Origin of the sequence: Protofrankia symbiont of Coriaria ruscifolia (assembly GCF_900634745.1) — a bacterium.
Taxonomy (GTDB): domain Bacteria; phylum Actinomycetota; class Actinomycetes; order Frankiales; family Frankiaceae; genus Protofrankia; species Protofrankia californiensis.
The window spans coordinates 133,826-158,945 of record NZ_CAAAFR010000203.1; the positions used below are offsets into that span (position 1 = coordinate 133,826).

Sequence of the window (25,120 nt, forward strand, 5' to 3'; positions counted from 1 at the left end):
CGAGGCGGGGCCGACTGCTGGGCGGATAGGGAGTCAGGGCGCGTGGACGGTCCCGGCGGCACTTCCGACCTGGCGAAGCATTCCCTCGGGCGCCATCGATCCCAGTAGTCGTTCCAGGGCCACCTCGACGTCCTCCCGCCAGCTCACGGTGTTCTTGACCTCTAGCCGCAGCCGTGGCCACCGATGGTGGGGCCGCACCGTCTTGAAGCCGACGGCGAGCAGATAGTCGGCAGGCACCACACACCGGGCACCTTCACCTTTCAGGTCACCGAACGCCTCGATGGCACGGAAGCCACGCCGGAACACGTCCTTGGCGATCGCCTGGACGAGGATGCGTCCCAGGCCCTGTCCGGCGAAGTCGTCCAGGATCTTCACAGTCATGAGCAGGACGGCGTCCGGGCTGACGGGACTGGTCGGAAACGCGACCGACCGGGGCACATACGCCGACGGCGCGTACATCGCGAAACCGGCCGAGACACCGTCCACATATATGATCTTTCCGCAGCTTCCCCACTCGAGGAGAGTGGAGGACACCCACGCCTCTTTCTCCAGTTCGGTGCCCCCGGACTCCTCGGCTCGACTGCGAGCAACCGGATCAAGCTCCCAGAAGACGCATCGACGGCATCGCCCCGGTAGGTCGTCAATATTGTCAAGGGTGATGTTGGCGATGCGACGGCTCATAGTTCGACGTTCCACCCAGCCCGGGTCCCGGCAGCAACGACACCGCTGACATTTCTCACAGGGCCAGACTAGCTCGGCTTCTCGGATCTTCGCCGGCGTGTCCCGGATCCGCCCGGCTATGTCGACTACGCCAGCCGGCGGGTCCCCGGCAGTATGATCATGATTTTTCGCACTCGGGCTTCCTCCCGGGTCCGATCTCCGGAAGCTGATCCGGGAGGTCCGAGAGGAGCAAGTCCCCGGGTCGCTGTGAGGTTCCACGTGAAACAGTGGTAATCGAACGAGACGGTAGCCGCTGGACCGGAGGAAGCCGAAGGGCCCGTCCCAGCCCTCGAAGGGTCCGTCCCAGCCTGGGACGCCGCTGAACAACGGCGTCCGATCGGCGATCCGGACTTCCTGCCGGATCGGCTTCTCAAGCTGGGAGGTCCGCATCGATCCCCGGCCGGCAGGGGCGACAGGCTCACTCTCGGGTCCGATCACCGTCGTGTACAGACCGTCCTTGGTCGGCAGGGCGACAGGAGGCCCGGATAGTGGTGTTCCATCCGGGCCGACGGCACGGGTCTCCAGCCGTTCTCATCCAGCCGTTCTCATCAAGACGAGGAAGCGGTTCCCGACGCCGTCATCACCGCGACGATCCGCTCCAGATCCTCGATGCTTCCGAACTCGACCGTAATCTTTCCTTTGCTCCGGCCCATGTCGACCTTTACTCGCGTGTCGAACTGGTCGGACAAGCGGGTAGCAAGCTTGTGGAGGGCCGGAGAGGTGACCCGCGGGCCGCGGGGAGGCGTCCGCCGTGGCCCTTCCTCGCCCATTGCCACGATCTCCTCGACAGCCCGAACGGACAGACCCTCGGCAACGATGCGGGTCGCGAGCCGGTCCTGCGCCTCGGGATCCTCCAGCGACAGCAGAGCCCGGGCATGGCCGGCGGAGAGCACCCCGGCTGCCACCCGTCGCTGCACGGCAGGCGGCAGACCCAGCAGTCGAATCATGTTGGTGACGTGGGATCGCGAGCGTCCGAGCTTCCCGGCGAGTTCCTCATGGGTGGCGCCGAAGTCGCGTAGGAGCTGCTCGTACGCGGCTGCCTCCTCCAGCGGATTGAGCTGTTGGCGGTGGAGGTTCTCCAGCAGGGCGTCCCGGAGCATGGCGTCGTCAGCGGTGTCCCGCACGATGGCGGGAATCTGACTGAAGCCCGCGAGTCTGGACGCCCGCCAGCGCCGTTCACCCATGACCAGTTCGTAGCGTCCGGGCATGATCTCACGGACGACGATGGGCTGGAGCAGGCCGACTTCGCGCAGGCTTGCGGCTAGCTCCTCCAGGGCCTCCTCGTCAAAGTGTGTCCGCGGCTGGCGGGGATTCGGCGTCACCGAATCGACCGGGACCTCCCGGAAGATGGCGCCATGGACGGGCCCGGGCCCTGACGGCAGCCCGAAACCGTCGTCGACGCCCGCGACATCCATCGCGGTCGGAATCAACGCTCCCAGCCCTCGCCCCAGCCCACCCCGACGCGCAGTCACAGTCCCACCCCATTCGGCTCGAAGCCTCGCTCGGCGATTTCGCGCGCGGCAGCCAGGTAGGACAGCGACCCTCGTGAAGCAGGGTCGTAGGTCAGGACTGACCGGCCATAACTCGGCGCCTCGGCGATTCGCACATTACGCGGGATGGTCGTGCCCAGGACGCGGCTGCCGAAGTGCTCCTTGACCTCGTGTACGACCTGGTCCGCGAGCCGCGTTCGCGAGTCGTACATGGTCAGGATGATGGTGGACAACCGTAGTTCCGGATTGAGATGTGCTTGCACGAGTTCGACGTTACGCAGAAGCTGCCCCAGCCCCTCGAGCGCGTAGTACTCGCACTGGATGGGGATCAGGAGCTCCTTGGCGGCCACCAGAGCATTGACGGTAAGGAGCCCCAGGCTCGGTGGGCAGTCCACCAGGATGTAGTCGACGTCCTGTTGCAGCCCGGTAATTGCCCGCCGCAACCGGGTTTCCCGCGCCACCACCGACACCAGCTCGATCTCCGCACCGGCAAGGTCGATCGTGGCCGGGGCGCAGTACAGCCCGTCAGCCTCGGATGACCTGACGATGACCTCGTCGAGCGGTCGATCCCCGAGGAGCACCTCGTAGATGGACGGGACACCGGAGCGGTGGTCGACCCCGAGCGCTGTCGACGCGTTGCCCTGCGGGTCCAGGTCGATGCACAGGACCCGACACCCGTGCATGGCCAGGGCCGTGGCGAGATTGACCGTCGTGGTGGTCTTCCCCACCCCGCCCTTCTGGTTCGCCACGGTGATGATGCGCCGTCGCGTAGGCCGGGGAAACGGCCGTCGTCGTTCCATTGTCAAGGCTTCCACTGCTGCTGCTGCCGCCGCTCCGATAGGGGTGGATGGATCATTGGTATCCAGCGGCGGGTCGGCGGGTCGAAGCCCGGTCTTCGCCACGCGCATGGATCTGCTGCTTCCCCCCGACGCTGTTTCACGTGGAACGTGTGTGTCCACGTGCACGTTGCGCCTCCCGTCCTCGCCGTGCTTCACGCGTTTTCCCACTTCCCTGCCGGCGTCCAGGCTGTAGTACGACGTGGACGGCGCGCAATACGGTGGCCGGCTCCGCCACCCGTCCGACTCCGCATTTCACGACTTCCATATCGCGCCAGCCTTGGGCCTCCAGTTCGCCTCGCGCGACCGACAACTCCTCGACAACACGCGAACCACGCAGTGCAAGCATGACACCGCCCGGTTTCACCATTGGCAGGAGCATCGCGCCCAACCGTCCCAGGGGCGCGATGGCTCGTGCAACACAAACATCAAACGCGTGGCCTTCCACGGTAGCGGCAGCATCGGGCGCGCGTCCGCGAACCACCGTGACTCGCCCCTCAAGTCCGAGCCCGGACACTGCCTCGTGAAGAAACACGCAGCGGCGTTGCATCGGTTCGAGAAGGGTCACCCTCAGATCGGGACGAGCAAGGGCAAGCGGTATCCCGGGTAGCCCGGCTCCGCTACCCACGTCCACGACGGTCGCGGCGTGACCGACAACCTCTTCGACGACCGCGCTGTTGAGTAGGTGACGTTCCCAGAGCCGGTCGGCCTCGCGAGGACCGATCAGTCCGCGTTCGACGCCGGCGGCGGCAAGGAGATCCGCGTAGACACAGGCAAGATCAAAACCATCCCCGAAAACTCCGGGGGCGACAGACGGGGGACCGTACACAGGCAGCATGCGACCAGCATGCTCGCTGCCCGGTATCCGCGATTGTCCTGGATCCCGTCCTGGATCCGGGATCAGGCCCCTTGTCCCGGCCACCGCAGGATGACCGGGAGGTCCGGGTCCGCGTTGTCCATCACCACGTCAGCGGTGTCCATCGGCGCGGCCAGTGCCCGGTAAAGCTCCTGCCCTGGCAAGTAGCGTCGTTCGTAGCGCTCGCGAACCGCGTCCGTCGACCCGAACAGGGCGACATCCCGATCCAGCGCTCGGCGCAGTGATTCCGCCGGGCTGACCTGCACGAAGACGCTGATCTCCCAGCAGGTGCGCAGCTCTTCGCGCAGCAGGAAAACGCCGTCCAGCAGCAGCACCGCGTTGCGTGCGGCTGTCTGCTCCGGGACGGCGCGGGCGATATCGGAACGATGGTCGAAGGCGGCACTACGAAAACGCCGGTCGCCACCCGGTCCGAGTGGGTCGATGACGAGACGTCGAAGAGCCGCGTAATCGAACGAATCGAAGAAATAGCCCTCCGGTGACAGCGGACCTCTCCGGCGGCGAACGGCTTCCGGGTGATGAAAACCGTCGATGCTCACGCGGACCACGGGCCTGCCCAGTCGCGTGATGCTCTCCGCGAGCTCGTCGGCCAACGTGGTCTTGCCCGCGGCGTCAGGCCCGTCGACACCCACCCGGAGCACCTGATCGGATCTGGTGGTCGCCAGCAGGCCCGCGAGGGCTTCGATCACATGCGCACGTGACCATCCCGGATCCGGGTCACCGACCATGTCGAGGACTGTAGCGACGGACACGGCTGGTGCGGTGCGGGAAACTCAGGGGCATCCCGGGCGACGGGCCGGGAAAAGGCGACAGCCGAAAAAGAGGGAACGCGTGCGGCGTGCCCCTGTGCGGGGGCCTCTGACCGGGCGCCGCACCACTCGCGGTTCCCAAGATCGCGCCCACCCACGACGTGGGCGGAGGTGAGCAGGAAGCCGTCGTCGGGCCGCATCACTTGCGGCCCCCGGGATCGCGCCCGCCGGCAGTACCCGGCGGGCGGTGTCCGCGGCCGTCAGCTCGCGGGCAGGACAACCACCCGGCGCTGGGGCTCCTCACCCTCGGACTCGCTGACGACGCCGTCGATCGTCGCGATCAGGTCATGGACGACCTTGCGCTCGAACGGCGTCATCGGCTTGAGCTTCTCCGGTCGAGCGGCCGACTTCACCCGCTCGGCAACAGCCGCGGCAAGGTCACGCAGCTCGGCCCGACGCCGCGCACGATGACCGCCGACATCGAGCATGAGCCGGCTGCGGACGCCGGTCTTCTGCAGCACCGCCAGCCGAGTGAGCTCCTGGAGCGCTTCCAGCGTTTCCCCCCGGGCACCCACGAGGAGGTCGAGTCCGTCCCCGACGACCGCGACGACAGCCCGCTCTCCCTCGACGTCCAGGTCGAGGTCGCCGTCCATGTCGACGATGTCGAGCAGCGCCTCCAGATAGTCGGCTGCGATCTCCCCTTCCTGCTCCAGGTCGGCAATCCGTTGCCGGCTGCTCGCCACCGCCGAGGCAGGGCTGTGGTCCCGATCCGGCCGGACCGACTCCGGCCCGTCCGACTCCGGCCCGTCCGGGCCCGGCTGGGAGGTGGCCGGCGCGGGCGGGCCGCCAGCCTGTTCGACCTCGGCGACCTCGATGTCGGCGGCCAGGTCAGGTGCGGAACCGGTCATCGGAACAGCTCCTTCAAGGGGGGGCGTCTGCGGATCGCAGGTTGGGCGGGCTCGGACCCGGTCACGGCAGGGGTAGTCACCGCCGGCCTCCGGGTCGTCCGCCCTTGCCACGCCGCTTGGCGGGCCGGGAACCACCCGGAGGCCGGCGGGCGCCCGCCGTGACATGGGGCTTTCCCGCACCCGCCTGAGCTTCGTCGCCGGACGGGGTCCGCTTGTCCTGAGTGGACCCGTTCTGTGCCTGCGCCGGCTGCGGTGACACCTCGCCGGTGGCGACCTCGTCGGCCTTCGAAGCATCAGATGCCTTCGACGACCTCGAAGGCTGTGCCGGCTGCGAGGACTGCGAGTTGCCTCGGGGAGAGCGGGTTCCCGGCGGAGCCTTGCTCACCGCCCTGTTGGAGTTCACCGCCTTGCCGGTGCCGTTCACCGTCTTGTCGGGCAGTACGGCGGACGATCCTGCGGACGGCGCGGTTGCCCCTGGAGCCGGCCGGTTCTTGGCCTTGGCGGTGGGACGAGCGCCGGGTGCCGGGCGGGTCGGCGCCGGCTGCGGCGCCTTGTTCTTCGTCCCGGTTGCGGCCGCCGACCGGGTGCTCGGCACACGTCCGCCGGCACTCTGGACAGACAGCGGTGGCATCTTTTTGATCACGAAGAACTGCTGGCCCATGCTCCACAGGTTGGTGGTCAGCCAGTACAGCAGGACCGCGATCGGGAACTGGAAGCCGAACACCGCGAGCATCAGCGGGGATCCGTAGAGCAGGACCTTCTGCACGATCGCCTGCTGCGGGTCGACCGGCCCGGTCCGCGCCATGATCTGTCTTTGGGTGAGGAACGTCGTCGTACCCATCAGGACGATCAGCGCGACAGCGAAAATCTTGACGTTCGTCCCGTTCGCCTGGACGAACTCCAGGAAGTTGGACGACGAGGTGAACGAGGTGGACAACGAGACACCGAGCAGCTTGGCCTCGGCGATCTGCTGCACCTGCTGGGCGGTCAGCCCGACCCGTGGTGCCCACTCCAGCACGCCACCCGGCCGGTCGACCGGCCTGAGGTGGCTGAAGACGTGGAACAGCGAGATGAACAGGGGGATCTGCAGCAGGATCGGCAGGCATCCGAGCAGCGGGTTGCCGTGCTCCTTCTGCAACGCCATGATCTCGGCGTTCATCCGCTGCTTGTCGTGACCGTGCTTGTCCCTGATCTCTTTGATCTTCGGCTGCATCAGCTGCATCGTCCGCTGGGACTTCACCTGCTTGACGAACAGCGGAAAGATCACAATTCGGACACAGATCACCAGCAGGACGACCGACAGTGCCCACGCGAAGAAGCTGTCGCGGCCGAAGATCGGCCCGAAGCCCTTGTGGAAGAAGACGATCGCGTTCGCCGCGAGATGGTAGAGGGGATCCAGCACTGGTTCGTCTCCTTAGGCCCTCGTGCCACAGCGGGACGCGGTCGGCTTGGGCGGGTTCGGCTGCGGGTCCGGCCACGGATTCGCGCTCTGTTCGCCCTGTTCACCGGTTGGCACACCAAGCCGCCCGTGATCAGGCGAGGTGCTGGCACGCACCGGCACCGGGTCGTAGCCGCCGGCCGACAGCGGCTGGCAGCGCAGCAGCCGGCGAGCCGCCAGCAGACCACCACGGACTCCACCGTAACGACGCACCGCTTCGAGCCCATATGCGCTGCAGGACGGCTCGAACCGGCAGACCCCCGCGTTACGCGCGGACCAAGCGGCCCGATAGAAAACAATGATCATGCGTAACGCCCAGGCGAGGGGACTGCGTACCGCGCCGTCCCGGCTGCGAGACATCCGTGGGGCGAGCCCTGCGGCCAGACGGGTGGTGGCGAGCAGGTCGATCACGATGATCAGGCCCGCGGCCAGCAGAACGCCACCGCGGCTCATCGTAGCTGCCGGCCCGCGGGGCTGGCGGTGCCGATGACGCCGGTGGGTCCCGCGACCGGGACGAGCCGGGCAGAGCGGTTGCGCAGGCCTCGGTCGAGAGCTCGCCCCAGCTCGTCCGAGGACGCGGTGGCGCCCTCCGGTAAGGCCCGCACAATCATGAGCGTCCCGGCGGGGATGCGGTCGAGGCGGGCACGCACCTGCTCCCGAAGCCGTCTGCGGACGCGGTTGCGCACGACCGCGTTGCCGACCTTGCGTCCCACGACAAAACCGACCCGTGGCGCAGGGGCGGCGGCTGGTTCCGGCGCGCCCTCCACGGTCTGGTTATCCACAACCAGGCTGTGGATAACCAGTGGACCGCTGCGGGTCCGGCGTCCAGCGCGACCGACCTGGGCGTGCTCGGCCCTGGTCCGGACACGGTTCCGAACGGGCAGCATGACGCGGGAGGGATCGGGTACGCGAGCGGATCTCAGGCGGACAGCTCGCTGCGGCCCTTGCGACGACGGGCCGAGAGCACGGCACGACCGGCGCGGGTCCGCATCCGGAGCCGGAAACCATGCGTCTTGGCACGCCGGCGGTTGTTCGGCTGGAAGGTGCGCTTGCTCACAGAGGACTCCGGACGCCAGACGGGCAAAGGACAACGATAGCAACGGAAACGGTACAGAACGCAGTGGAGACACACACCGAACAGCGCGCTGTCGCCGCAACCCGACGCTTGAGACTATCAAGCCCCGCCGCACCGGGGCTGGCCGGCAGGTGCCAGCCGGCCACGGGGGACCCGCGGGGAACATTGGGGGCGGCGCAGGAGCGGCTCGACCGGTGCGGTGTCATGGTCGTACACAGCTTGTGGACGACCATGTGGAGAACTGACCCCGCCAGGGCCGGCCGCAGCCGTCCGTCCTTGCCCGTCCACCCGTCCGACGCCTCCGGAGGAGCCTGCCTCATGACAGACCTTAGCGCCGACCCCTTCGCAGGCATGTCAGGCAGGGTGCCTGTCGAGGAACCGGATCTGTCCGCCGTGTGGGAACAGGCCGTTGCCGGAGTCGCGGACGGCACCCTGTCGGCCCAGCAGCGGGCGTGGCTGCGCCTGACCCGCCCACTCGGCCTCGTCCAGGACACGGCGCTGCTCGCGGCGCCGAACGAGTTCACCAAGGACCTGCTCGACTCACGCCTCCGGCCGTTTCTGTCCACAGCTTTGTCCACAGCCTATGGACGAGAGATCCGAGTGGCGGTCACCGTAGAGCACCTGCCGGATCCGGAGCCGATGACCGGGCCGATCAGCCTTCCGGTGTCGGCGCCCACCGCGTCCGCGCAGTCTGCCGCGTCCGAGGCCCGGATCACACCGGGCCTCGGACGCGATCCGGCGCCCCGGTCCTACGAGCCGGCCCGGCTGAACCCCCGCTACGTGTTCGAGACGTTCGTCATCGGTGACAGCAACCGGTTCCCGCACGCGGCGGCGGTGGCTGTCGCCGAGGCGCCCGCAAAGGCCTACAACCCGCTGTTCATCTACGGGGACTCCGGGCTCGGCAAGACCCACCTGCTGCACGCGATCGGTCATTACACACTGAAGCTGTACCCCGAGTCACGGGTGAAGTACGTCAGCTCGGAGGAATTCACCAACGACTTCATCAACTCGATCCGGGACGACCGGCAGCAGGCGTTCCAACGTCGCTACCGGGACGCCGACGTGCTCCTGGTCGACGACATCCAGTTCCTGGAGAACAAGGAACGGACCCAGGAGGAGTTCTTCCACACCTTCAACGTCCTGCACGACACCGAGAAGCAGATCATCATCACCTCCGACCGGTCCCCCAAGCAGCTGTCCGCCCTGGAGGACCGGCTGCGCAGCCGGTTCGAGTGGGGTCTGATCACCGATGTCACCCCGCCCGACCTGGAGACCAGGATCGCGATCCTGTCGAAGAAGGCTGCGACCGAGCGGCTGCCGGTTCCCGGCGACGTGCTGGAGTACATCGCGACCCACATCGAGCGCAACATCCGTGAGCTGGAGGGCGCGCTGATCCGGGTGGCGGCGTTCGCGAGCTTGAACAAGTCGCACGTCGACCGGACGCTGGCCGAGATCGTCCTGCGTGACCTGATCCCGGACGCGGCCGACCCGGAGATCACCGCAGCAGCGATCATGAATGCGACCGCGACCTACTTCGGCGTGTCCATGGAGGATCTGTGCGGCACGTCCCGCAGCCGGGTGCTGGTCACCGCCCGGCAGATCGCCATGTACCTGTGCAGGGAACTGACCGACTTGTCATTGCCGAAAATCGGCCAGCACTTCGGTGGCCGGGATCACACCACGGTGATGCACGCCGATCGGAAGATCCGGGGACTGATGGCCGAACGCCGGGCGATCTACAACCAGGTCACGGAACTGACCAACCGCATCCGGGCTCAGACCCGCCAGGCATAGACGGGGCAGATCGGGGTAAGGACGGTGCGGCAGCAGCCGGATCCGCCCTCATGCGCCTGTGGAGTCTTGTGCACAGCTTGTGGAAAACTCTGTGGAATCCGTGGACGGTCGCCCGTTCGATCTGTGCGTAACCGGGGACAGGCTGTGCGGAAACTGTGTACAGCCAGGGGACAGACTGCGCACAACCGGGGACGAGCAGGGGACAAGCAGACCGGCGGTGGAAATCCACAGGAGCTGGGCACAGCGGTTTCCACAGCATCCGCACCGTCCGGTTAGGCCCTTGAGCTGCGAAAACACAAGTTGTCCCCAGTATCCACCGGCCCTACTGATACGACGAACTAGATCATTTTTTAGAGAACACATCCACAAGAAGTTGGGCCTGGGGACAACGCCTCATGATCGGAACCGGATTGCCATCCGGGAGTTCGTCACGTACGGGAGGCTGCCGGCTGCGATGCCGGGCCCTGCCGCGAGCCTCGAACCGACGCCTGCGATGCTGGAGCGCCTCACCGGATGCGGGCGGCACGACAACGGTCGAGTCTGCGAACGTGTTCGCAGACCGTCGGCGGCATCCCGGCGGGACTCGTGCCTGTCACAGCGCAACCGACGTGACAGGTCACTGTGGTCACGAGGACGAACGGTTCAGAAGGGCGAATCATGAGGTTCCGGGTTGAACGGGACGACTTCACCGATGCCGTGGCGTGGACGGCGCGCACACTGCCGACCCGTGCGACCTCCCAGCTTCAGGTCCTTGCCGGCCTTATGCTGGACGCGACCGGCCCGTCACTGACAGTCGCAGCCTTCGATTACGAGGTCGCCGCCCAGTCCGGAGTGGACGCGACGATCGAGGAAGAGGGTCGGGCCCTGGTCTCCGGCAAGCTTCTCGCCGAGATCACCAGAGCCCTTCCGTCGGCGCCGGTCGACCTGTACACCGATGGCGCGCGCGTGGTCCTCACCTGTGGTAACGCACGTTTCACCCTGCCGACTATGTCGGTGGACGATTATCCGGCGCTGCCGCCGATGCCGCTGGTCACCGGCCATATCGAGGGCGCGGCGTTCGCCGGGGCCGTGTCCCAGGTCGCCGTCGCCGCGGGCAAGGACGACACCCTGCCCGTGCTCACCGGCGTGCGGGTCGAGATCGATGGCAACGTACTCACCCTTGCCGCTACCGATCGTTACCGGCTGGCGGTCCGGAAGCTGAAATGGCGTCCGGCGACCGAGACGGCCGACGGCGTGGCCATGGTGCCGGCGCGTACGCTGAGCGAAACAGCGAAGTCACTGTCAGGGACCGGCGTGGAGGTGGCGATCTCGCTCGGCTCAGGTCCCTCCGGGGAGGCGCTGGCCGGTTTCTCCGGTGGTGGTCGTCAGACCACCACCCGTCTGGTGGACGGTTCGTTTCCTCCCTACCAGCGGTTGCTCCCCGACAGCTCACCGCTGACCGCCCAGGTCGAGATCTCCCCGTTCGCCGAGGCCGTGAAACGCGTCGCACTGGTCGCCGCCCGCACCGCCCCGGTCCAGCTGGGCTTTTCTGCGGATCATCTGGTCCTGGAGGCCGGTGTCGGTGGTGAGGCCCAGGCCCAGGAGACGTTGCCGATCGCCTACGACGGGCCGCAGCTGTCGATCGCTTTCAACCCGGCATACCTGCTGGACGGTCTGGGCGCACTGGAATCCGATGTCGTCCACATCGGGTTCGCCAGTGCCGACGACCCGGACGAGGCGTCCAAGAAGCCCGCGATCCTCACGGACAAGGCGCCTGACGACGGCGAGGTCCCCGACTACCGGTACCTGCTCATGCCGATCAGGCTGTCCGGGTGACGTGTATCTCACCCACCTGTCGCTGGTGGACTTCCGGTCCTATCCGGCGCTGGACCTCCTGCTTGCTCCCGGGGTGAACACGTTTGTCGGGTCCAACGGGCAGGGCAAGACCAACCTGCTGGAGGCCGTCGGCTACCTGGCGACACTTGGCAGTCACCGGGTAGCCTCGGACGCCCCCCTGATCCGTGAGGGTGCCACGAGCGCCGCGCTGCGCGCCCGGATCGTACGGGGCGACCGCGCGGCACTGGTCGAAATCGAGATCATCCCGGGTCGGGCGAACCGCGCCCGGCTCAACCGCGCTCCCCTCGTCCGGCCTCACGACGTCCTCGGTCTTCTGGCCATGGTGTTCTTCGCCCCGGAGGACCTGGCGCTGGTCAAGGGTGATCCGGCCGGACGCCGGCGATTCCTCGACGATCTTCTGGTGGCCCGCACGCCTCGCCTCGCCGGCGTGCTCGCCGACTACGACAAGGTCCTGCGCCAGCGGTCGACGCTGCTGCGGACCGCCGGGGCGGCGCGGCGGTCCGGCCGCGCAGGCGATCTGCGCACCCTGGACGTGTGGGACTCCCACCTGGTCCATCACGGCTGCGAGTTGCTGGCCGCGCGCCTCGGACTGCTCGAGGCGCTGCGGCCGCGGGTGGAGGCCGCCTACTGCGCGGTGGCCTCCCCGGCCACCCAGCCATCGGCCGCACCGGCCGGATCAGTCGGGCCGGCCGGATCAACCGGGCCGGCGGCGCCGGTGGGTGGGACGGAGCTGACCGGTGTGGAGTACCGCTCGACCGTGGTCGCGCGCGTAGGTGATCGGCTGGTTTCCGACCGTGCGGTCCTGGAGGAGGCGATGTTCGCCGAGCTCGCCGCGGCCCGCCAGCAGGAGATCGAACGGGGAGTGACCCTGGTCGGCCCGCACCGCGACGAACTGCTGCTGTCGATCAATGGGCGGCCGGCGCGCGGGTATGCCAGTCACGGCGAGTCGTGGTCGCTCGCTCTCGCGCTCAAACTGGCGTCGTTCGAACTGCTACAGGACGATCAGCGCGAACCGGTGCTGCTGCTGGACGACGTGTTCGCCGAACTCGACGCGAACCGCCGCGCCCGGCTGGCGGAGCTGGTCTCGTCGGCCGAGCAGGTTCTGGTGACCGCCGCGGTCGAGGAGGATGTGCCCGCCGCACTGGCCGGGGCACGGTTCAAGGTCGCGGACGGGCAGGTGAGCCGTGTCGGATGACGCTGTGGCCGACGGTGAGCCGGCGGCCGGCGGACGCGGGTCAGCCCCCGGTGGACGCGGGCCGGTTTCCGGCGGACATCAGCCGCTGCCCGGTGGACGTGGACAGCCACCCGGTGACGAGCCCGCGCGCGGGGCCGACCTCGCCCGCATCATCCTGGCGCGGGCGAAGGAGGACGCGCGGGCCAGGGCGTCCGGTCGGGGTGGCGGGCGTGCGGGCAACGGCAGTGGCGTGGGACGGCGCGACGGGTCGGTCGGGCCGGCCGACGGCGGCGGTGGTGGCGGTCGGCCCGACCCGTCGCGGCAGCCGGCACGCCGCCTGCGGATGCCCGGGATGGCCGCGCCCGGGCGGGAGTGGGCCGAGCCGGTCGCGCTGAGCAGCGCGGTGCAGCGGATGCTCGCCGAACGCGGCTGGCGGGACCGGGCGACGGACGCCTCGGTGCTGGCCCGTTGGGAGGTCCTGGTCGGTCCGGATATCTCCATGCGCTGCCATCCGGTTTCCCTGCGTGACGGCGAGCTGGAGCTTGCCGCCGAGTCGACGGCCTGGGCAACGCAGCTGCGGCTGCTCTCCCGGCAGATTCTGACCACCCTGCGCACGGAACTGGGGCCGGATGTCGTGCGCAGGATCGTGGTCCGGGGGCCGACCGCGCCGAGCTGGCGGCACGGCCCGCTGCAGGCACCCGGCGGACGCGGTCCCCGCGACACGTACGGTTGATCCGGCAGGAACCCCGAGCGCGAAAAATCATGATCGCGCTGCCTGCGGCCATTGGGTAGGTCAGGCCGGTCGTGGGTGCCCGGCCTGTGGAGCGTGTCACCTGTGGACAATGGCAACTCAGGCGGCAACCCCAGGCTGCCGGTGGCGCGGAAACGATCATCGTGCCGTCGCCGGTCCGGTGCCCGACACGATGCCGCCTCCGGCCGGACGCCTGCGGCGCCCCGCATACGGCAGCCCCCCCGGGGGCCCACCCCCGTACGCAGGGGTCCCCGGATTGCCTGGAGGCGCCATCCGGGGACCCCTGCGTACGGGGGTTCGACGGAAAGCTGTTCGGGACGCTGCGCCGATGTCAGGGGCCACCCCGCGTCCTTCTGGCCGAGGTGCCAGGTAGACTCAAGAGACGCTTCTCGCGTTGTTCGCAGTTGAGGACGAGGGGACATACCGCGTGGCCTACGATGCAAGTTCGATCAAGGTTCTTGAGGGTCTCGACGCGGTTCGCAAGCGTCCGGGTATGTACATCGGCTCCACCGGCGAGCGCGGTCTTCATCATCTCGTCTACGAGGTTGTGGACAACGCTGTGGACGAAGCGCTTGCCGGCTACTGCGACACGATCGGCGTGACGCTGCTTGCCGACGGCGGTGTCCGGGTCTCCGACAACGGCCGTGGCATTCCGGTGGGTGAGCATCCGACGGAGAAGCGTCCAGCGGTCGAGGTCGTACTGACCACGTTGCACGCCGGTGGGAAGTTCGACGGCAAGTCCTACGCGGTGTCCGGTGGCCTGCACGGGGTCGGCGTGAGCGTGGTGAACGCGCTGTCCACCCGCCTCGAGGTCGAGATCCGGCGCGAGGGCTTCACCTGGTTCCAGCCGTACGCGAACACGCGTCCGGCCGCGCCACTGGCCAAGGGTGCTCCCACGAAGAAGACCGGTACGATCGTCACCTTCTGGGCCGACGACTCGATCTTCGAGACGACCGAGTACAAGTACGAGACCCTCACCCGCCGGCTGCAGGAGATGGCGTTCCTGAACAAGGGGCTGACGATCAGCCTGCGGGACGAGCGTCCCGAGGAACCCCTTGAGGTCACCTACTGCTACGCGGGCGGGCTCGTCGACTTCGTCGAGCACCTCAACGCCAGCAAGGACCCGATCCACAAGACCGTCATCTCGTTGGATTCCAAGGGCACCGGCATCGAGGCCGAGCTCGCCATGCAGTGGAACGCCGGTTACAACGAGTCGGTCTACACGTTCGCCAACACCATCAACACCCACGAGGGCGGTACCCACGAGGAGGGCTTCCGAGCGGCGCTGACCAGCGCGGTGAACGCCTACGCCAAGGATCAGAACCTGCTCAAGCCCCCGAAGGCCAATGGCAAGAACCCTGACGAGCGCCTCGCCGGTGACGACATCCGCGAGGGCCTGACGGCGATCATCTCGGTGAAGCTGGCGCAGCCACAGTTCGAGGGTCAGACCAAGACCAAGCTTGGCAACAGTGAGGCCAAGCGGTTCGTCCAGGAGATGTGTTACTCGGCGCTGAAGGACTGGCTTGAGGCCAACCGTGTCGAGGCTCGGGCGATCGTCAGCAAGGCCTTGGACGCCCAGCGGGCCCGTATCGCCGCTCGGGCCGCCCGCGATCTGACCCGTCGTAAGGGTCTACTCGGAGGGACGGGCCTGCCCGGCAAGCTCGCCGACTGCCAGTTCACCGACCCGGAGCGTTGCGAGCTCTACATCGTCGAGGGCGATTCGGCGGGTGGCTCGGCCAAGGGCGGCCGGGACTCGAAGTTCCAGGCGATCCTCCCGCTGCGGGGGAAGATCCTGAACGTGGAGAAGGCCCGGATCGACCGGGTGCTGAAGAACACCGAGGTCCAGGCGCTGATCCAGGCGCTCGGCTGCGGTATCCACGACGACTTCGACGCCAGCAAGCTCCGCTATCACAAGATTGTCCTGATGGCGGACGCGGACGTCGACGGCCAGCACATCCGGACGCTCTTGCTGACGTTGTTGTTCCGGTTCATGCGTCCGCTGGTCGAGGCCGGGTACGTCTTCCTCGCCCAGCCGCCCCTCTACAAGATCAAATGGGGGCGGGAGGACTGGCAGTACGCCTACTCCGACCGGGAGCGCGACGGCCTGATCGAACACGGCATCGAGGCCGGGCGCAAACTGCCCAGGGACGCGATCCAGCGCTTCAAGGGTCTCGGCGAGATGAACGCCACCGAACTGTGGGACACCACCATGGACCCCGACCGCCGCATCCTGCTGCAGGTGACCTTGGACGACGCCGCCGTGGCGGACGAGTTGTTCTCCGTCCTGATGGGCGAGGACGTCGATGCCCGGCGCTCCTTCATCCAGCGCAATGCCAAGGACGTCCGTTTCCTCGACATCTGATCACCCGATGGCATCTGATCACCCGATGGACTCGGATCGGGATATCCGGTTCCGGACAGTTTGTACCGCACACGGCTGATCACCCTCACCATCCCTGTATGGAAGGACCCGCGTGACCGACGTACTACCCCCGCCGCCCGGCGACCGGGTCGAGCCCATCGGCATCGAAGTCGAGATGCAGCGGTCCTACCTCGACTACGCCATGTCGGTCATCGTCGGCCGGGCGCTGCCGGAGGTCCGTGACGGCCTCAAGCCAGTGCACCGCCGCGTCCTGTACGCAATGTACGACGGTGGTTACCGTCCGGACCGCGGTTACTTCAAGTGTTCGCGCGTCGTCGGTGACGTCATGGGTAACTACCACCCGCACGGCGACTCGGCAATCTACGACACCCTGGTGCGCCTCGCTCAACCCTGGTCGCTGCGCTACCCGCTGGTCGACGGTAACGGCAACTTCGGCTCCCCGGGCAACGACCCGCCGGCCGCCATGCGGTACACCGAGTCACGGCTGGCGCCGCTGGCCATGGAGATGCTGCGCGACATCGACCAGGACACGGTCGACTTCGCCCCGAACTACGACGGCCGCTCGCAGGAGCCGACGATCCTGCCCAGCCGCTTCCCGAACCTGCTGGTCAACGGTGCCGGCGGCATCGCCGTCGGCATGGCCACCAACATCCCCCCGCACAATCTGCGGGAGGTCGCCGGCGGCGTGAAGTGGTTCCTGGCGCATCCGGACGCCAGCGACTCCGAGCTGCTCGACGCCCTGCTTGAGATGATCAAGGGGCCGGACTTCCCCACCTCCGGTCTCATCGTCGGCCGCCAGGGCATCGAGGACGCCTACCGCACCGGCCGCGGCAGCATCCGCATGCGGGCCGTCGTGCAGGTCGAGGAGAACAAGGGCCGTACCCAGCTCGTCGTCACCGAGCTGCCGTACCAGGTCAACCCCGACAACCTCGCGGAGAAGATCGCCGAACTGGTCCGGGACAACCGCATCAGCGGGATCTCCGACATCCGGGACGAGACCTCCGCGCGTACCGGCCAGCGCCTGATCATCGACCTCAAGCGGGACGCGGTCGCGAAGGTCGTCCTGAACAACCTGTACAAGCACACCCAGCTGCAGGACACCTTCGGCGTGAACATGCTGGCGATCGTCGACGGGGTGCCGCGCACCCTGCGGCTGGACCAGATGGTGCGGTACTACGTCGACCACCAGGTGGACGTGATCGTCCGTCGGACCCGCTACCAGCTGCGCAAGGCCCGCGAGCGCCTGCATGTGCTCGAGGGCCTGCTGATCGCCCTCGACCACCTGGATGAGGTGATCACCCTCATCCGCAACGCCGAGTCGGCGGACGCCGCGCGCGGACAGCTGATGGACCGGTTCTCCCTGTCGGAGATCCAGGCGGTCGCCATCCTGGACATGCAGCTGCGCCGGCTCGCCGCGCTCGAGCGTCAGAAGATCATTGACGAGGCGGCCGAGCTGCGGGCGAAGATCTCCGAACTCGAGGCGATCCTCGCCTCACCAATCCGCCAGCGGGAGATCATCGGCGAGGAGCTCACCGAGATCGTCGACCGGTTCGGCGACGAGCGGCGAACCAGGCTCGTCCCGTTCGAGGGCGACATGTCCGTCGAGGATCTCATCGCGCGCGAGGACGTCGTCGTCACCGTCACCCGCGGCGGCTACGCCAAGCGGACCAAGACCGACCTGTACCGCTCACAGCGTCGGGGCGGCAAGGGCGTCCAGGGCGCGGCCCTGCGCGAGGACGACATAGTCGAGCACTTCTTCGTCACCACCACCCATCACTGGCTGTTGTTCTTCACCAACAAGGGGCGGGTGTACCGGGCCAAGGCGCACGAGCTGCCCGAGCAGGCCCGCACCGCCAAGGGCCAGCACGTGGCGAACATCCTCGCGTTCGGTCAGGACGAGCGCATCGCCGAAGTCATGGCGATCAAGGATTATCATGCGGCACCGTACCTGGTGCTCGCGACCAGGCGCGGGCTGTGCAAGAAGACCGCGCTGGCCGAGTTCGACTCGAACCGCTCCGGCGGGCTCGTCGCGATCAACCTGCGCGACGACGACGAGCTCATCGCGGCCCGGCTCGTGTCCGCGGGCGACGACCTGCTGCTGGTCAGCCGGCAGGCCCAGTCCATCCGCTTCCACGCCGACGACGAGCAGCTGCGCCCCATGGGGCGTGCCACCTCCGGCGTCATCGGGATGCGTTTCGACACCGACGACGAGCTGCTCGCGATGGAGGTCGTCCCGCCGGACTCGGATGCGAACCTGCTCGTCGCCACCAGCGGCGGGTACGCCAAGCGGACATCTCTGGGCGAGTATCCGGTGCAGGGCCGGGGCGGCAAGGGCGTCCTCACCGCGAAGATCGTCTCTACCCGCGGTGGCCTGGTCGGCGCCCTCGTGGTCGGTCCGGACGACCAGCTCTACGCGATCACGTCCAACGGCGGTGTGCTGCGGACCGTCGCGCGTGACGTCCGCCGGGCTCAACGGCAGACCATGGGGGTCCGTCTTATCGATCTTGAATCCAGCGTACAGGTTGTCGGAGTAGCGCGTAATGCCGATGCGGAAGACAACGCAAGCAACGGTTCGACAGCCGGTCCCGGCGGGGGAGATCCGGCCTGAGGGCGGATGACGGGCCGGGCGGCAAGGCGGGAGAAGGACCGTGAGCGATAGCGATGACGACCGGACCACCCGGTCACCGGTCTTCCGTGGATCTTCCCTGCCACGGTCGGAGCACCAGCCCGAGCGGGTCGGGGAACCCTGGAACGAACAGCGTGCCGCGCCGGGCAAGGCCCGTTCCGACCCGGTAGTCCCAGCAGCCCCGGAGCCAGGGTCGCCCCCGGGTTCGGGGCCCGGTGCGCATGACGATGGGACGCAGGCGCAGAAGGCATCGTCGGTGATCCGGGACCTGCGGATGCCACGAGAGGCCCGTGGTAGCCGTGATGCCGGGGCTGCGCAGCGGGTACCTCCTGGCTCATCGGCGCGCCCGCCCCGCCGGGCGGCCACCGCGAAGCCGGATTCCGCCTCCCCGGCCGCATCCGGCACCAGCCCCCGTCGCAGCGGCGCGCAGGGCGCTCCGCCTGGTCGAGCGGATGGGAGCAGATCGGCCACGGACCCGGATGCCTCCCCTGATCGCCAGAGCCCGGTGAGGCCCTTCGTCTCCTCAACACCCTCAGCCCCGACCGCTTCGGCGGCCCCGACGTCTGCGGCCCCGCAGCCTTCGGCCTCGGCGGCCGACGCGAGCCCGGGATCGGTCGCCACCGGCTCGGGGCGTCCGGCCGGGCGTTCCTCGAGCGCGTCGGGTCGGAAGGCGCCGCGTCTGGCCGTGGCCGGTGGTGCTGCCGGCGGCGTCGAGACGGATGCCGCCGGGGCAGTGCCTGCATCAACGCCTGTATCGACGTCCGCAAGCGGGAGACCTCGGTCTGATTCGGACACGATCTCGTTGCGTCGGCCCATGAAGAGATCCGGCAGTTCGGCCGGTACCGGTAGACCGGCGGTTGCCAGTTCGGCGACCGGCAGCCCGGTCACGCGCGGCGCGCCGGGCGGGGATGCTGGTGGTGTGGGACACTCGGAACGTGGACCGGCGGCCGGGGCGGCGCAGGCTCCGGAGACGGACGCCTTCAAACGGTTGGACGGTGAATATCCGCGCAGTGACGATCGAGCCATGTCCGCACCGCCCGATCGTCACTCCCCGGAGGGCCCCACATCGCGGGGCAAGGCCGCAGCTACGCGGGAAGCCCTTGTGAATCGGTCGGCCGAACCTCCCGTCGAAGCTGGTACGTCCCAGATCCCGGTACGGGCACGAGGCGTGAAGGACCCGGCCACCGGGCCGATGACAGGCACTGCGACCGGACCGTCCGTGATGCGCACACCCGGACAGGGCCGGCGGGCCCGGCTGCGCGTCACCCGGGTCAATCCGCTGTCGGTGGCACAGCTGACGTTCGCGTTCTCCCTGTGCGTGTTCGTCGTGCTGATGATCGCAGCCGCTGTGCTGTGGTTCGTGCTGAACTCGATCGGGGTGTTCGACAGCATTGTGGATGCGGCGGACACGCTCACCGACGGCAGCAACGGCGGGGTGCGCACCTGGCTGTCGTTCACGCGGGCCATGGAAATCGGGCTGCTCATCGGCGCAATCAACGTGATCCTGATGACGGCGCTGGCGACCCTGGGCGCGTTGCTGTACAACCTGTGTACCGAGATGGTCGGTGGCATCGAGGTCACCCTGGGTGATCAATAGCGACGCATGAACCCACGGCGGGCTTCCCGCTAGGTGCCGCGCCGAACATCTCGCGCATCCGGTACTGTGGAGCCCGGCAAGGACCTGTAGCTCAGCCGGTTAGAGCGCTTCCCTGATAAGGAAGAGGTCGGAGGTTCAAGTCCTCCCAGGTCCACGCGCCGGCTTCGCCTGCTCGCTGAACTAGGTTCAGCTTTGCCGGGGGTCGTAATGTCTGCCCGGGGGCCGAGCCCCCCGGACCCCCACGGTCCTGTGGTTGGGGGGCCGAGCCCGCGGACTCCTCGCGTAGCCGATGCCGTAGCCCACCGGGCCCAGCGGCTGTGTGCCCGCATCCCAGTCCACCACCGCCTGCTCGATCGTGTCGATGCGCAGGTGGACGCCGTCGACCGCCCTCGCCAGCGTGCGCGAGATGGTTGTTTTCCCGGTGGCCGGCAATCCGCTCATGATGACGAGCACGACCCGACCGTAGCGTGGCGTGGCGTGACGTGGCGGCGTCTGACCGGTTGACGACCGTTCTACCGACGGCAGATGAGCACGCTGTCGACTGGCGGACGAGGATGGCCGTGTGGATGTCCCGATCGCCGTGGACGATTCCAGGAAGAGGACGCTGCCGTCCGGCTGGTCGACGCCGCTCAGGGGACGTGTGCTTCGGTCCAGGCTCGGTGAAGAATGTCGTCGACGGTTTCGGTCGCGGTCTGGTCCGAATATCGACCCGGCCGTTGACGATCATTTGTCGGAACGTGTCGCCGCGTACGTGCACGGATCGGGTCAGGCGTTCGGCCAGCTGCTGGGCGACGGTCGACTTGCCCGCCGCGGAGATACCAGTGATCAGGAAAACTGCGCGGGTGCCGGGCTCGGCCGCCGGTGGATCAGCCACCATCTGTCCGACGGTACCGGCCCACTCCGGATGGCCTGCCTGTAGACGCTGCCCATCAGCGGTCAACGTTCCTAGTGGTGCCGGTCGAGGACCCATGGCATCGGTTTGCCGCTCAGCGTGTTCGGTGATGCCGGCGTCGAGAGGACGTTTCTGGTCCGCCTGCTCGCCCGCGTTGCCCGCGAGCGGGGCTGGCTGACCTGTTGTGTCGACCACGCGACGGCGGACGTGCCGGAGGCGATGTCTGTAGGAGATGGGCGCCCGGTGACCAGGCGGGCAGATCACTTGCTGCACCGTTCGGACGTCCAGGCTCGTCCAGAGGACCAAAGGCGGCACGATCATGTTCTTTCCGCGCTGCCGGAGGTCCTTGTCTCTGGGGCTCTCCTACGGGCCGGCGTTGCCGGCGAGGGGGTGTGCGCGGACGCCGTGGTGGGCGAGCAGTGCGTGCGGGTGGTCAGCGTCGTGCGCTGCCGGGTGGTCGGTGTGGACGGTCGCGGCGGCCAGCCGCGGCACGGCATGGATGAGGGCGTGCTCGGCGGTCACGGCGATCGCGTGCGCATCGACGACGGTGAGTTCCCCGGGGACGACGATGTCGGCTTCGGCGTGCAACCGGTGGCCGATCCAGCGCAACCGGACCCGGCCGACGGCGCTGACACCGGGGGTGGCCCGTAGCGCGGCCTCGGCGGCATCGATCAGGTTCGGGTCGACAGCGTCCATAAGGCGCCGGTAGACCCCGCCTGCGGCGTCACGAAGCACGGCGATGATCGTGACGGTGATGGCCAGGCCGATGACCGGGTCGGCCGTGTCCCATCCCGCGGCCACGCCGGCGGCGCCCAGCAGCACGGCCAGGGAGGTGAACCCGTCGGTGCGGGCGTGCAGCCCGTCCGCGACCAGCGCCGCCGATCCGATCTTCCGTCCGGTGCGGATCCGGTACCTGGCCACCAGCTCGTTGCCGGCGAACCCGACCAGCCCGGCCGCGGCCACCGCAGGCAGGTGGGTGACTGCACGGGGGTGCAGCAGACGGTCGACGGCTTCGTAGGCGGCAAGGCCAGCGGAGGCAGCGATCGTCGCAAGGACGGCGACACCGGCGAGGTCCTCGGCGCGGCCGTAACCGTAGGTGTAACGGCGGGTCGCCGGCCGCCGGCCGAGGACGAACGCAACGCCCAGAGGCAGCGCGGTCAGTGCGTCCGCGGCGTTGTGGATGGTGTCCCCGAGCAGCGCCACCGACCCGGACAGCGTGACGATGACCATCTGAAGGGCAGCGGTCGCCCCGAGCACGGCCAGCGATATCCACAACGTGCGGATGCCCTCGGCGGACGTCTCCACAATCGGATCCACCCGGTTCGCCGTGTCGTGGGAGTGCGGCACCAGGCGGTGAGCCAGCCGGTACCGCCACCGTGCACCATCCCTGGGAAGTGCACCGGTGTTATGACCATGACCATGACTGTGGTCATGGTTGTGCTGAGTGTCACGGGTATCACGGAGATGGTGAGCGTCATGGGGATGGTGTCCGGCGGCCGAGGTCCGCTGCTCATGCGCCATACCCGTACGCTGCCACGAAAGGATCATTGCGGCGACGGTGCAGCACACGGATCCATGCAGGTGCGGATTCGCGCAGGTGCAATGGTGTTGCTGGACGGGCCGACCGACTGCGCCGTTAACGCCGGCCCCGCAGGGCCAAAGGCGGCGCGATCATGTTTTTCTCCCGCTCGGGGTTCCTGCCGGATCCAGGGTTTCTGCCGGATCGGTGAAGCCGGTCTGGGAGGTCCGGGCGGCCCAGGGTCCCTGGGCCGCCCGGAGAGCCTGACGGCCTCGGATCCGCCCATCCGGCCAAGCATGCGGCCAGGCGGTCATCCGGCCAGTCAGGCAGGCGCTCGGTCAGTCAGTCGTGGTTGCGGGCGGCCGGCCATGCTGGAGGTAGGCGGTCCGACCGGTGCGCAGGGCGTCGGCGCAGGCGTGGATGCGCTGGGCCATGTACGGCGCGAGGAGCTGGTCGCATTCCGTGGGAGTGCACAGCCGCCAGGCGGTCAGTTCGTCGGCCTGCAGGTGCAGGCGGTGTTCGGCGTCGTGGGCGGTGAGCGTTCCGCCGTCGAAGACGAAGTTGACCAGTGCCGGTCGTCCGTCGTCCTGGGGTGGCACCCAGTCGACTGCCAGCAGCCGTCCGGGGCGCAGATCCAGCCCGAGCTCTTCCTTGATTTCTCGCCGTGCGGTCTCCCACGGGTATTCTCCCGCCTCCATGTGGCCGCCGGGGATGAGCCAGGTGTCGGTGCGGTAGGACGGTTGGACGAGCAGGACCCGGTCGTCAGGATCGTGGAAGAGGACGCCGGCCCCGGCGATCGAGCGGGGGAGCGTCGCGTAGAACTCCGCCGGAGGCAGTCGCGCGCTGGTCACGTGAAGTGATCTTAGCGGATGTGACGAGTTGCTTCGGCCCGGTCAGTGGATATCGGCGCCGTTATGCGACAAGGATCTACAGGCCGCATTGCTCGAGTAGGTGTAGCCAGACCTCGCTGACGGTGGGGAACGACGGCACCGCATGCCACAGCCGGTCCAATGGCACTTGCCCGACGATGGCGACGGTTGCGGCATGCAGCAACTCCTGCACGCCCGGTCCGACGAACGTCGCTCCGAGGATCACTGAACGCTCGGAATCGATGACCAGTTTGCTGGTTCCGATGATCCCGGTGCCCTGCACCTGAGCTCCTGGCAGGTCACCCGCGCCGTAGGTCACGACCCGCACCGGCAGACCGGCGTCTTGTGCCTGTTGCTCGGTCAGGCCCACAGCGCAGACCTGGGGATCGGTGAAGACCACCCGCGGCACCACGTCCGTGGCGGCCGGGACGTCGCGGCCGAGAATGACGTCGGCGGCGAGCCTGCCCTGGTACTTGCCCATGTGCGTCAACAACGCCCGGCCGTTGCAGTCACCCACGGCGTAGAGCCAGCCCCCGCTCACCCCGGTGGCCCGCATCCATCCGTCGACGTCGACGAACCGGTCGGAGGCCAGCCCGAGCACGTCCAGACCCAGATCCGTCGTCGCCGGTCGGCGACCGACAGCGACGAGAATCTCCTCGGCGCTGATCCGGGCGCCGTCGGCCAGCGTCGTCACCACCGTCCCGGCATCGCCATCCCTACGTGCGGACGCCAGCGGCACGCCGATGATCACCTCTATACCCGCGGCCTGGAACGCCGCGCGCAGCTCCTCCCCGGCGAACGGCTCCTCCCGCGCGAGCAGCCGCCCGGCACCCTCGACGATGGTCACCCGTGGGCACCCGAGCCGGTGGAACGCCTGTGCCATCTCCACCCCGGTCGCGCCCCCACCGACCACCAGCAGCCGGCGCGGCACGTAGGTTGCCGCGGTGGCGTTCCGGTTGTCCCACGGACGCACGTCGCGCAGGCCGTCGACCGGCGGGACGGCCGCAACCGTCCCGGTCGCGAGGACCACCGCCCGTCTCGCGGTCAGCCGCCTGGTCCCGTCGTTGCCGGTGACCTCGACCATCCGGGTCCCGGTCAACCGGCCGACCCCGCGAAACAATGTGATCTTCCTGCTGCTCAGCCAGGACACCTGGCCGCTGTCGTCCCAGCCGCTGGTCATGTAGTCACGCCATGCAAAGGCCGCAGCGGCGTCGGCGGTACCGGTGACCGCCTGTGCGGCGCCGGGAACACGGCCGGCCGCGGCGAGTACGTCACCAGGGCGCAGCAGCGTCTTGCTCGGAATGCATCCCCAATATGAGCACTCCCCGCCGACCAGCTCGCGCTCCACGACCGAGACGGCGAGCCCGTTGTCCGCGCATCGGCCCGCGACGTTCTCCCCCGCCGGCCCGGCCCCGATCACGATCACGTCAGCCTCGTGCATGTCGGCCTCGTCCATGTCGGTCCCCTTACGCGCCTGCGGACTACGCCCGGTAGACCAGGGGGTACCCGCTGGAGGGCCACCGGCAGTGCGATCATGCTTTTTTCGCGCCGGAAGGTCCGGGAACCGATCTGGGAGGTCCGGGGGCCTA

At 68.3% G+C, this 25,120-nt stretch carries 21 protein-coding genes, 1 tRNA gene and 1 pseudogene; 8 read left to right on the forward strand and 15 right to left on the reverse strand.

The genetic code is table 11. The features are described from left to right. Window positions 1-33: 33 nt before the first annotated feature. The 10 genes from CV1CTNOD_RS24110 to rpmH all read right to left on the reverse strand — a co-directional run bounded on the left by CV1CTNOD_RS24110 (window position 34) and on the right by rpmH (window position 8,072). Window positions 34-681, reverse strand: a complete 648-nt coding sequence (locus CV1CTNOD_RS24110) for a GNAT family N-acetyltransferase (RefSeq protein WP_131771234.1) — start codon at window positions 679-681, stop codon at window positions 34-36. 587 nt (window positions 682-1,268) lie between these two features. Then, window positions 1,269-2,192 carry a ParB/RepB/Spo0J family partition protein gene (locus tag CV1CTNOD_RS24115; protein WP_131788218.1) on the reverse strand — a complete coding sequence of 308 codons (924 nt, stop codon included), beginning with the start codon at window positions 2,190-2,192 and terminating at the stop codon, window positions 1,269-1,271. Further along, the gene (locus tag CV1CTNOD_RS24120; RefSeq protein WP_242606992.1) at window positions 2,189-3,118 is read right to left on the reverse strand and encodes a ParA family protein; all 930 of its coding nucleotides are present in this window, start codon (window positions 3,116-3,118) and stop codon (window positions 2,189-2,191) included. Before CV1CTNOD_RS24120 ends, CV1CTNOD_RS24115 begins: the two co-directional genes overlap by 4 nt. Window positions 3,119-3,146: 28 nt before the next feature. Then, entirely contained in the window at window positions 3,147-3,884 is a 738-nt protein-coding gene (rsmG, locus tag CV1CTNOD_RS24125; protein WP_131788219.1) for a 16S rRNA (guanine(527)-N(7))-methyltransferase RsmG, read from the reverse strand. Window positions 3,885-3,946: 62 nt separating this feature from the next. Further along, complete coding sequence (locus CV1CTNOD_RS24130) at window positions 3,947-4,648, reverse strand: uridine kinase (RefSeq protein WP_131788256.1); 702 nt, start codon at window positions 4,646-4,648, stop codon at window positions 3,947-3,949. Window positions 4,649-4,929: 281 nt separating this feature from the next. Beyond that, window positions 4,930-5,577 carry a protein jag gene (locus tag CV1CTNOD_RS24135; RefSeq protein WP_131788220.1) on the reverse strand — a complete coding sequence of 216 codons (648 nt, stop codon included), beginning with the start codon at window positions 5,575-5,577 and terminating at the stop codon, window positions 4,930-4,932. A 76-nt stretch (window positions 5,578-5,653) separates the two neighbouring features. Next, a complete protein-coding gene (yidC, locus tag CV1CTNOD_RS24140; protein WP_131788221.1) occupies window positions 5,654-6,979 on the reverse strand; it encodes a membrane protein insertase YidC in 1,326 nt (441 codons plus the stop codon). A gap of 12 nt (window positions 6,980-6,991) precedes the next feature. Continuing rightward, complete coding sequence (gene yidD, locus CV1CTNOD_RS24145; RefSeq protein ID WP_131788222.1) at window positions 6,992-7,468, reverse strand: membrane protein insertion efficiency factor YidD; 477 nt, start codon at window positions 7,466-7,468, stop codon at window positions 6,992-6,994. Further along, window positions 7,465-7,902 (reverse strand): ribonuclease P protein component, encoded by a 438-nt coding sequence (gene rnpA, locus CV1CTNOD_RS24150; protein ID WP_131788223.1) that lies wholly within the window; start codon window positions 7,900-7,902, stop codon window positions 7,465-7,467. The genes yidD and rnpA overlap by 4 nt, the downstream gene beginning before the upstream one ends. Window positions 7,903-7,934: 32 nt before the next feature. After that, window positions 7,935-8,072 (reverse strand): 50S ribosomal protein L34, encoded by a 138-nt coding sequence (rpmH, locus tag CV1CTNOD_RS24155; RefSeq protein ID WP_013871596.1) that lies wholly within the window; start codon window positions 8,070-8,072, stop codon window positions 7,935-7,937. 336 nt (window positions 8,073-8,408) lie between these two features. Here rpmH and dnaA point away from each other — a divergent pair, with 336 nt between their 5' ends. From dnaA to CV1CTNOD_RS24195, 8 genes are all read left to right on the forward strand, one after another. Then, entirely contained in the window at window positions 8,409-9,884 is a 1,476-nt protein-coding gene (dnaA, locus tag CV1CTNOD_RS24160; protein WP_131788224.1) for a chromosomal replication initiator protein DnaA, read from the forward strand. A gap of 657 nt (window positions 9,885-10,541) precedes the next feature. Continuing rightward, window positions 10,542-11,699, forward strand: a complete 1,158-nt coding sequence (gene dnaN, locus CV1CTNOD_RS24165) for a DNA polymerase III subunit beta (RefSeq protein ID WP_131788225.1) — start codon at window positions 10,542-10,544, stop codon at window positions 11,697-11,699. Between the two features lies 1 nt (window position 11,700). Continuing rightward, complete coding sequence (gene recF / locus CV1CTNOD_RS24170; RefSeq protein WP_131788226.1) at window positions 11,701-12,915, forward strand: DNA replication/repair protein RecF; 1,215 nt, start codon at window positions 11,701-11,703, stop codon at window positions 12,913-12,915. Continuing rightward, window positions 12,905-13,627, forward strand: coding sequence for a DUF721 domain-containing protein (locus tag CV1CTNOD_RS24175; RefSeq protein WP_242606993.1), 723 nt, complete (start codon window positions 12,905-12,907; stop codon window positions 13,625-13,627). The genes recF and CV1CTNOD_RS24175 overlap by 11 nt, the downstream gene beginning before the upstream one ends. A gap of 445 nt (window positions 13,628-14,072) precedes the next feature. Then, window positions 14,073-16,007 (forward strand): DNA topoisomerase (ATP-hydrolyzing) subunit B, encoded by a 1,935-nt coding sequence (gene gyrB, locus CV1CTNOD_RS24180; RefSeq protein ID WP_131788227.1) that lies wholly within the window; start codon window positions 14,073-14,075, stop codon window positions 16,005-16,007. 112 nt (window positions 16,008-16,119) lie between these two features. Then, window positions 16,120-18,636 (forward strand): DNA gyrase subunit A, encoded by a 2,517-nt coding sequence (gyrA, locus tag CV1CTNOD_RS24185; protein ID WP_131788228.1) that lies wholly within the window; start codon window positions 16,120-16,122, stop codon window positions 18,634-18,636. Window positions 18,637-19,846: 1,210 nt separating this feature from the next. Next, the gene (locus CV1CTNOD_RS24190; RefSeq protein ID WP_242606994.1) at window positions 19,847-20,251 is read left to right on the forward strand and encodes a DUF3566 domain-containing protein; all 405 of its coding nucleotides are present in this window, start codon (window positions 19,847-19,849) and stop codon (window positions 20,249-20,251) included. An 80-nt stretch (window positions 20,252-20,331) separates the two neighbouring features. Further along, window positions 20,332-20,405, forward strand: a tRNA-Ile gene (locus CV1CTNOD_RS24195). Between the two features lie 32 nt (window positions 20,406-20,437). On the opposite strand, the gene CV1CTNOD_RS24200 is transcribed toward CV1CTNOD_RS24195, so the two are convergent. The 5 genes and pseudogenes from CV1CTNOD_RS24200 to CV1CTNOD_RS24220 form a co-directional block, all read right to left on the reverse strand. After that, the gene (locus CV1CTNOD_RS24200; protein WP_207386638.1) at window positions 20,438-20,692 is read right to left on the reverse strand and encodes an AAA family ATPase; all 255 of its coding nucleotides are present in this window, start codon (window positions 20,690-20,692) and stop codon (window positions 20,438-20,440) included. 247 nt (window positions 20,693-20,939) lie between these two features. Next, a pseudogene (locus tag CV1CTNOD_RS27175) lies at window positions 20,940-21,128 on the reverse strand (AAA family ATPase); the annotation flags it as partial. Window positions 21,129-21,506: 378 nt separating this feature from the next. Continuing rightward, window positions 21,507-22,664: a cation diffusion facilitator family transporter gene (locus CV1CTNOD_RS24210; protein WP_131788231.1), complete on the reverse strand. Its 1,158-nt coding sequence runs from the start codon at window positions 22,662-22,664 to the stop codon at window positions 21,507-21,509. A 336-nt stretch (window positions 22,665-23,000) separates the two neighbouring features. Beyond that, the gene (locus CV1CTNOD_RS24215) at window positions 23,001-23,513 is read right to left on the reverse strand and encodes an NUDIX domain-containing protein (RefSeq protein WP_131788232.1); all 513 of its coding nucleotides are present in this window, start codon (window positions 23,511-23,513) and stop codon (window positions 23,001-23,003) included. 76 nt (window positions 23,514-23,589) lie between these two features. After that, on the reverse strand, window positions 23,590-24,987 hold the full coding sequence (locus CV1CTNOD_RS24220; RefSeq protein ID WP_131788233.1) for a dihydrolipoyl dehydrogenase family protein: 1,398 nt from the start codon (window positions 24,985-24,987) through the stop codon (window positions 23,590-23,592). Window positions 24,988-25,120 lie beyond the last annotated feature (133 nt).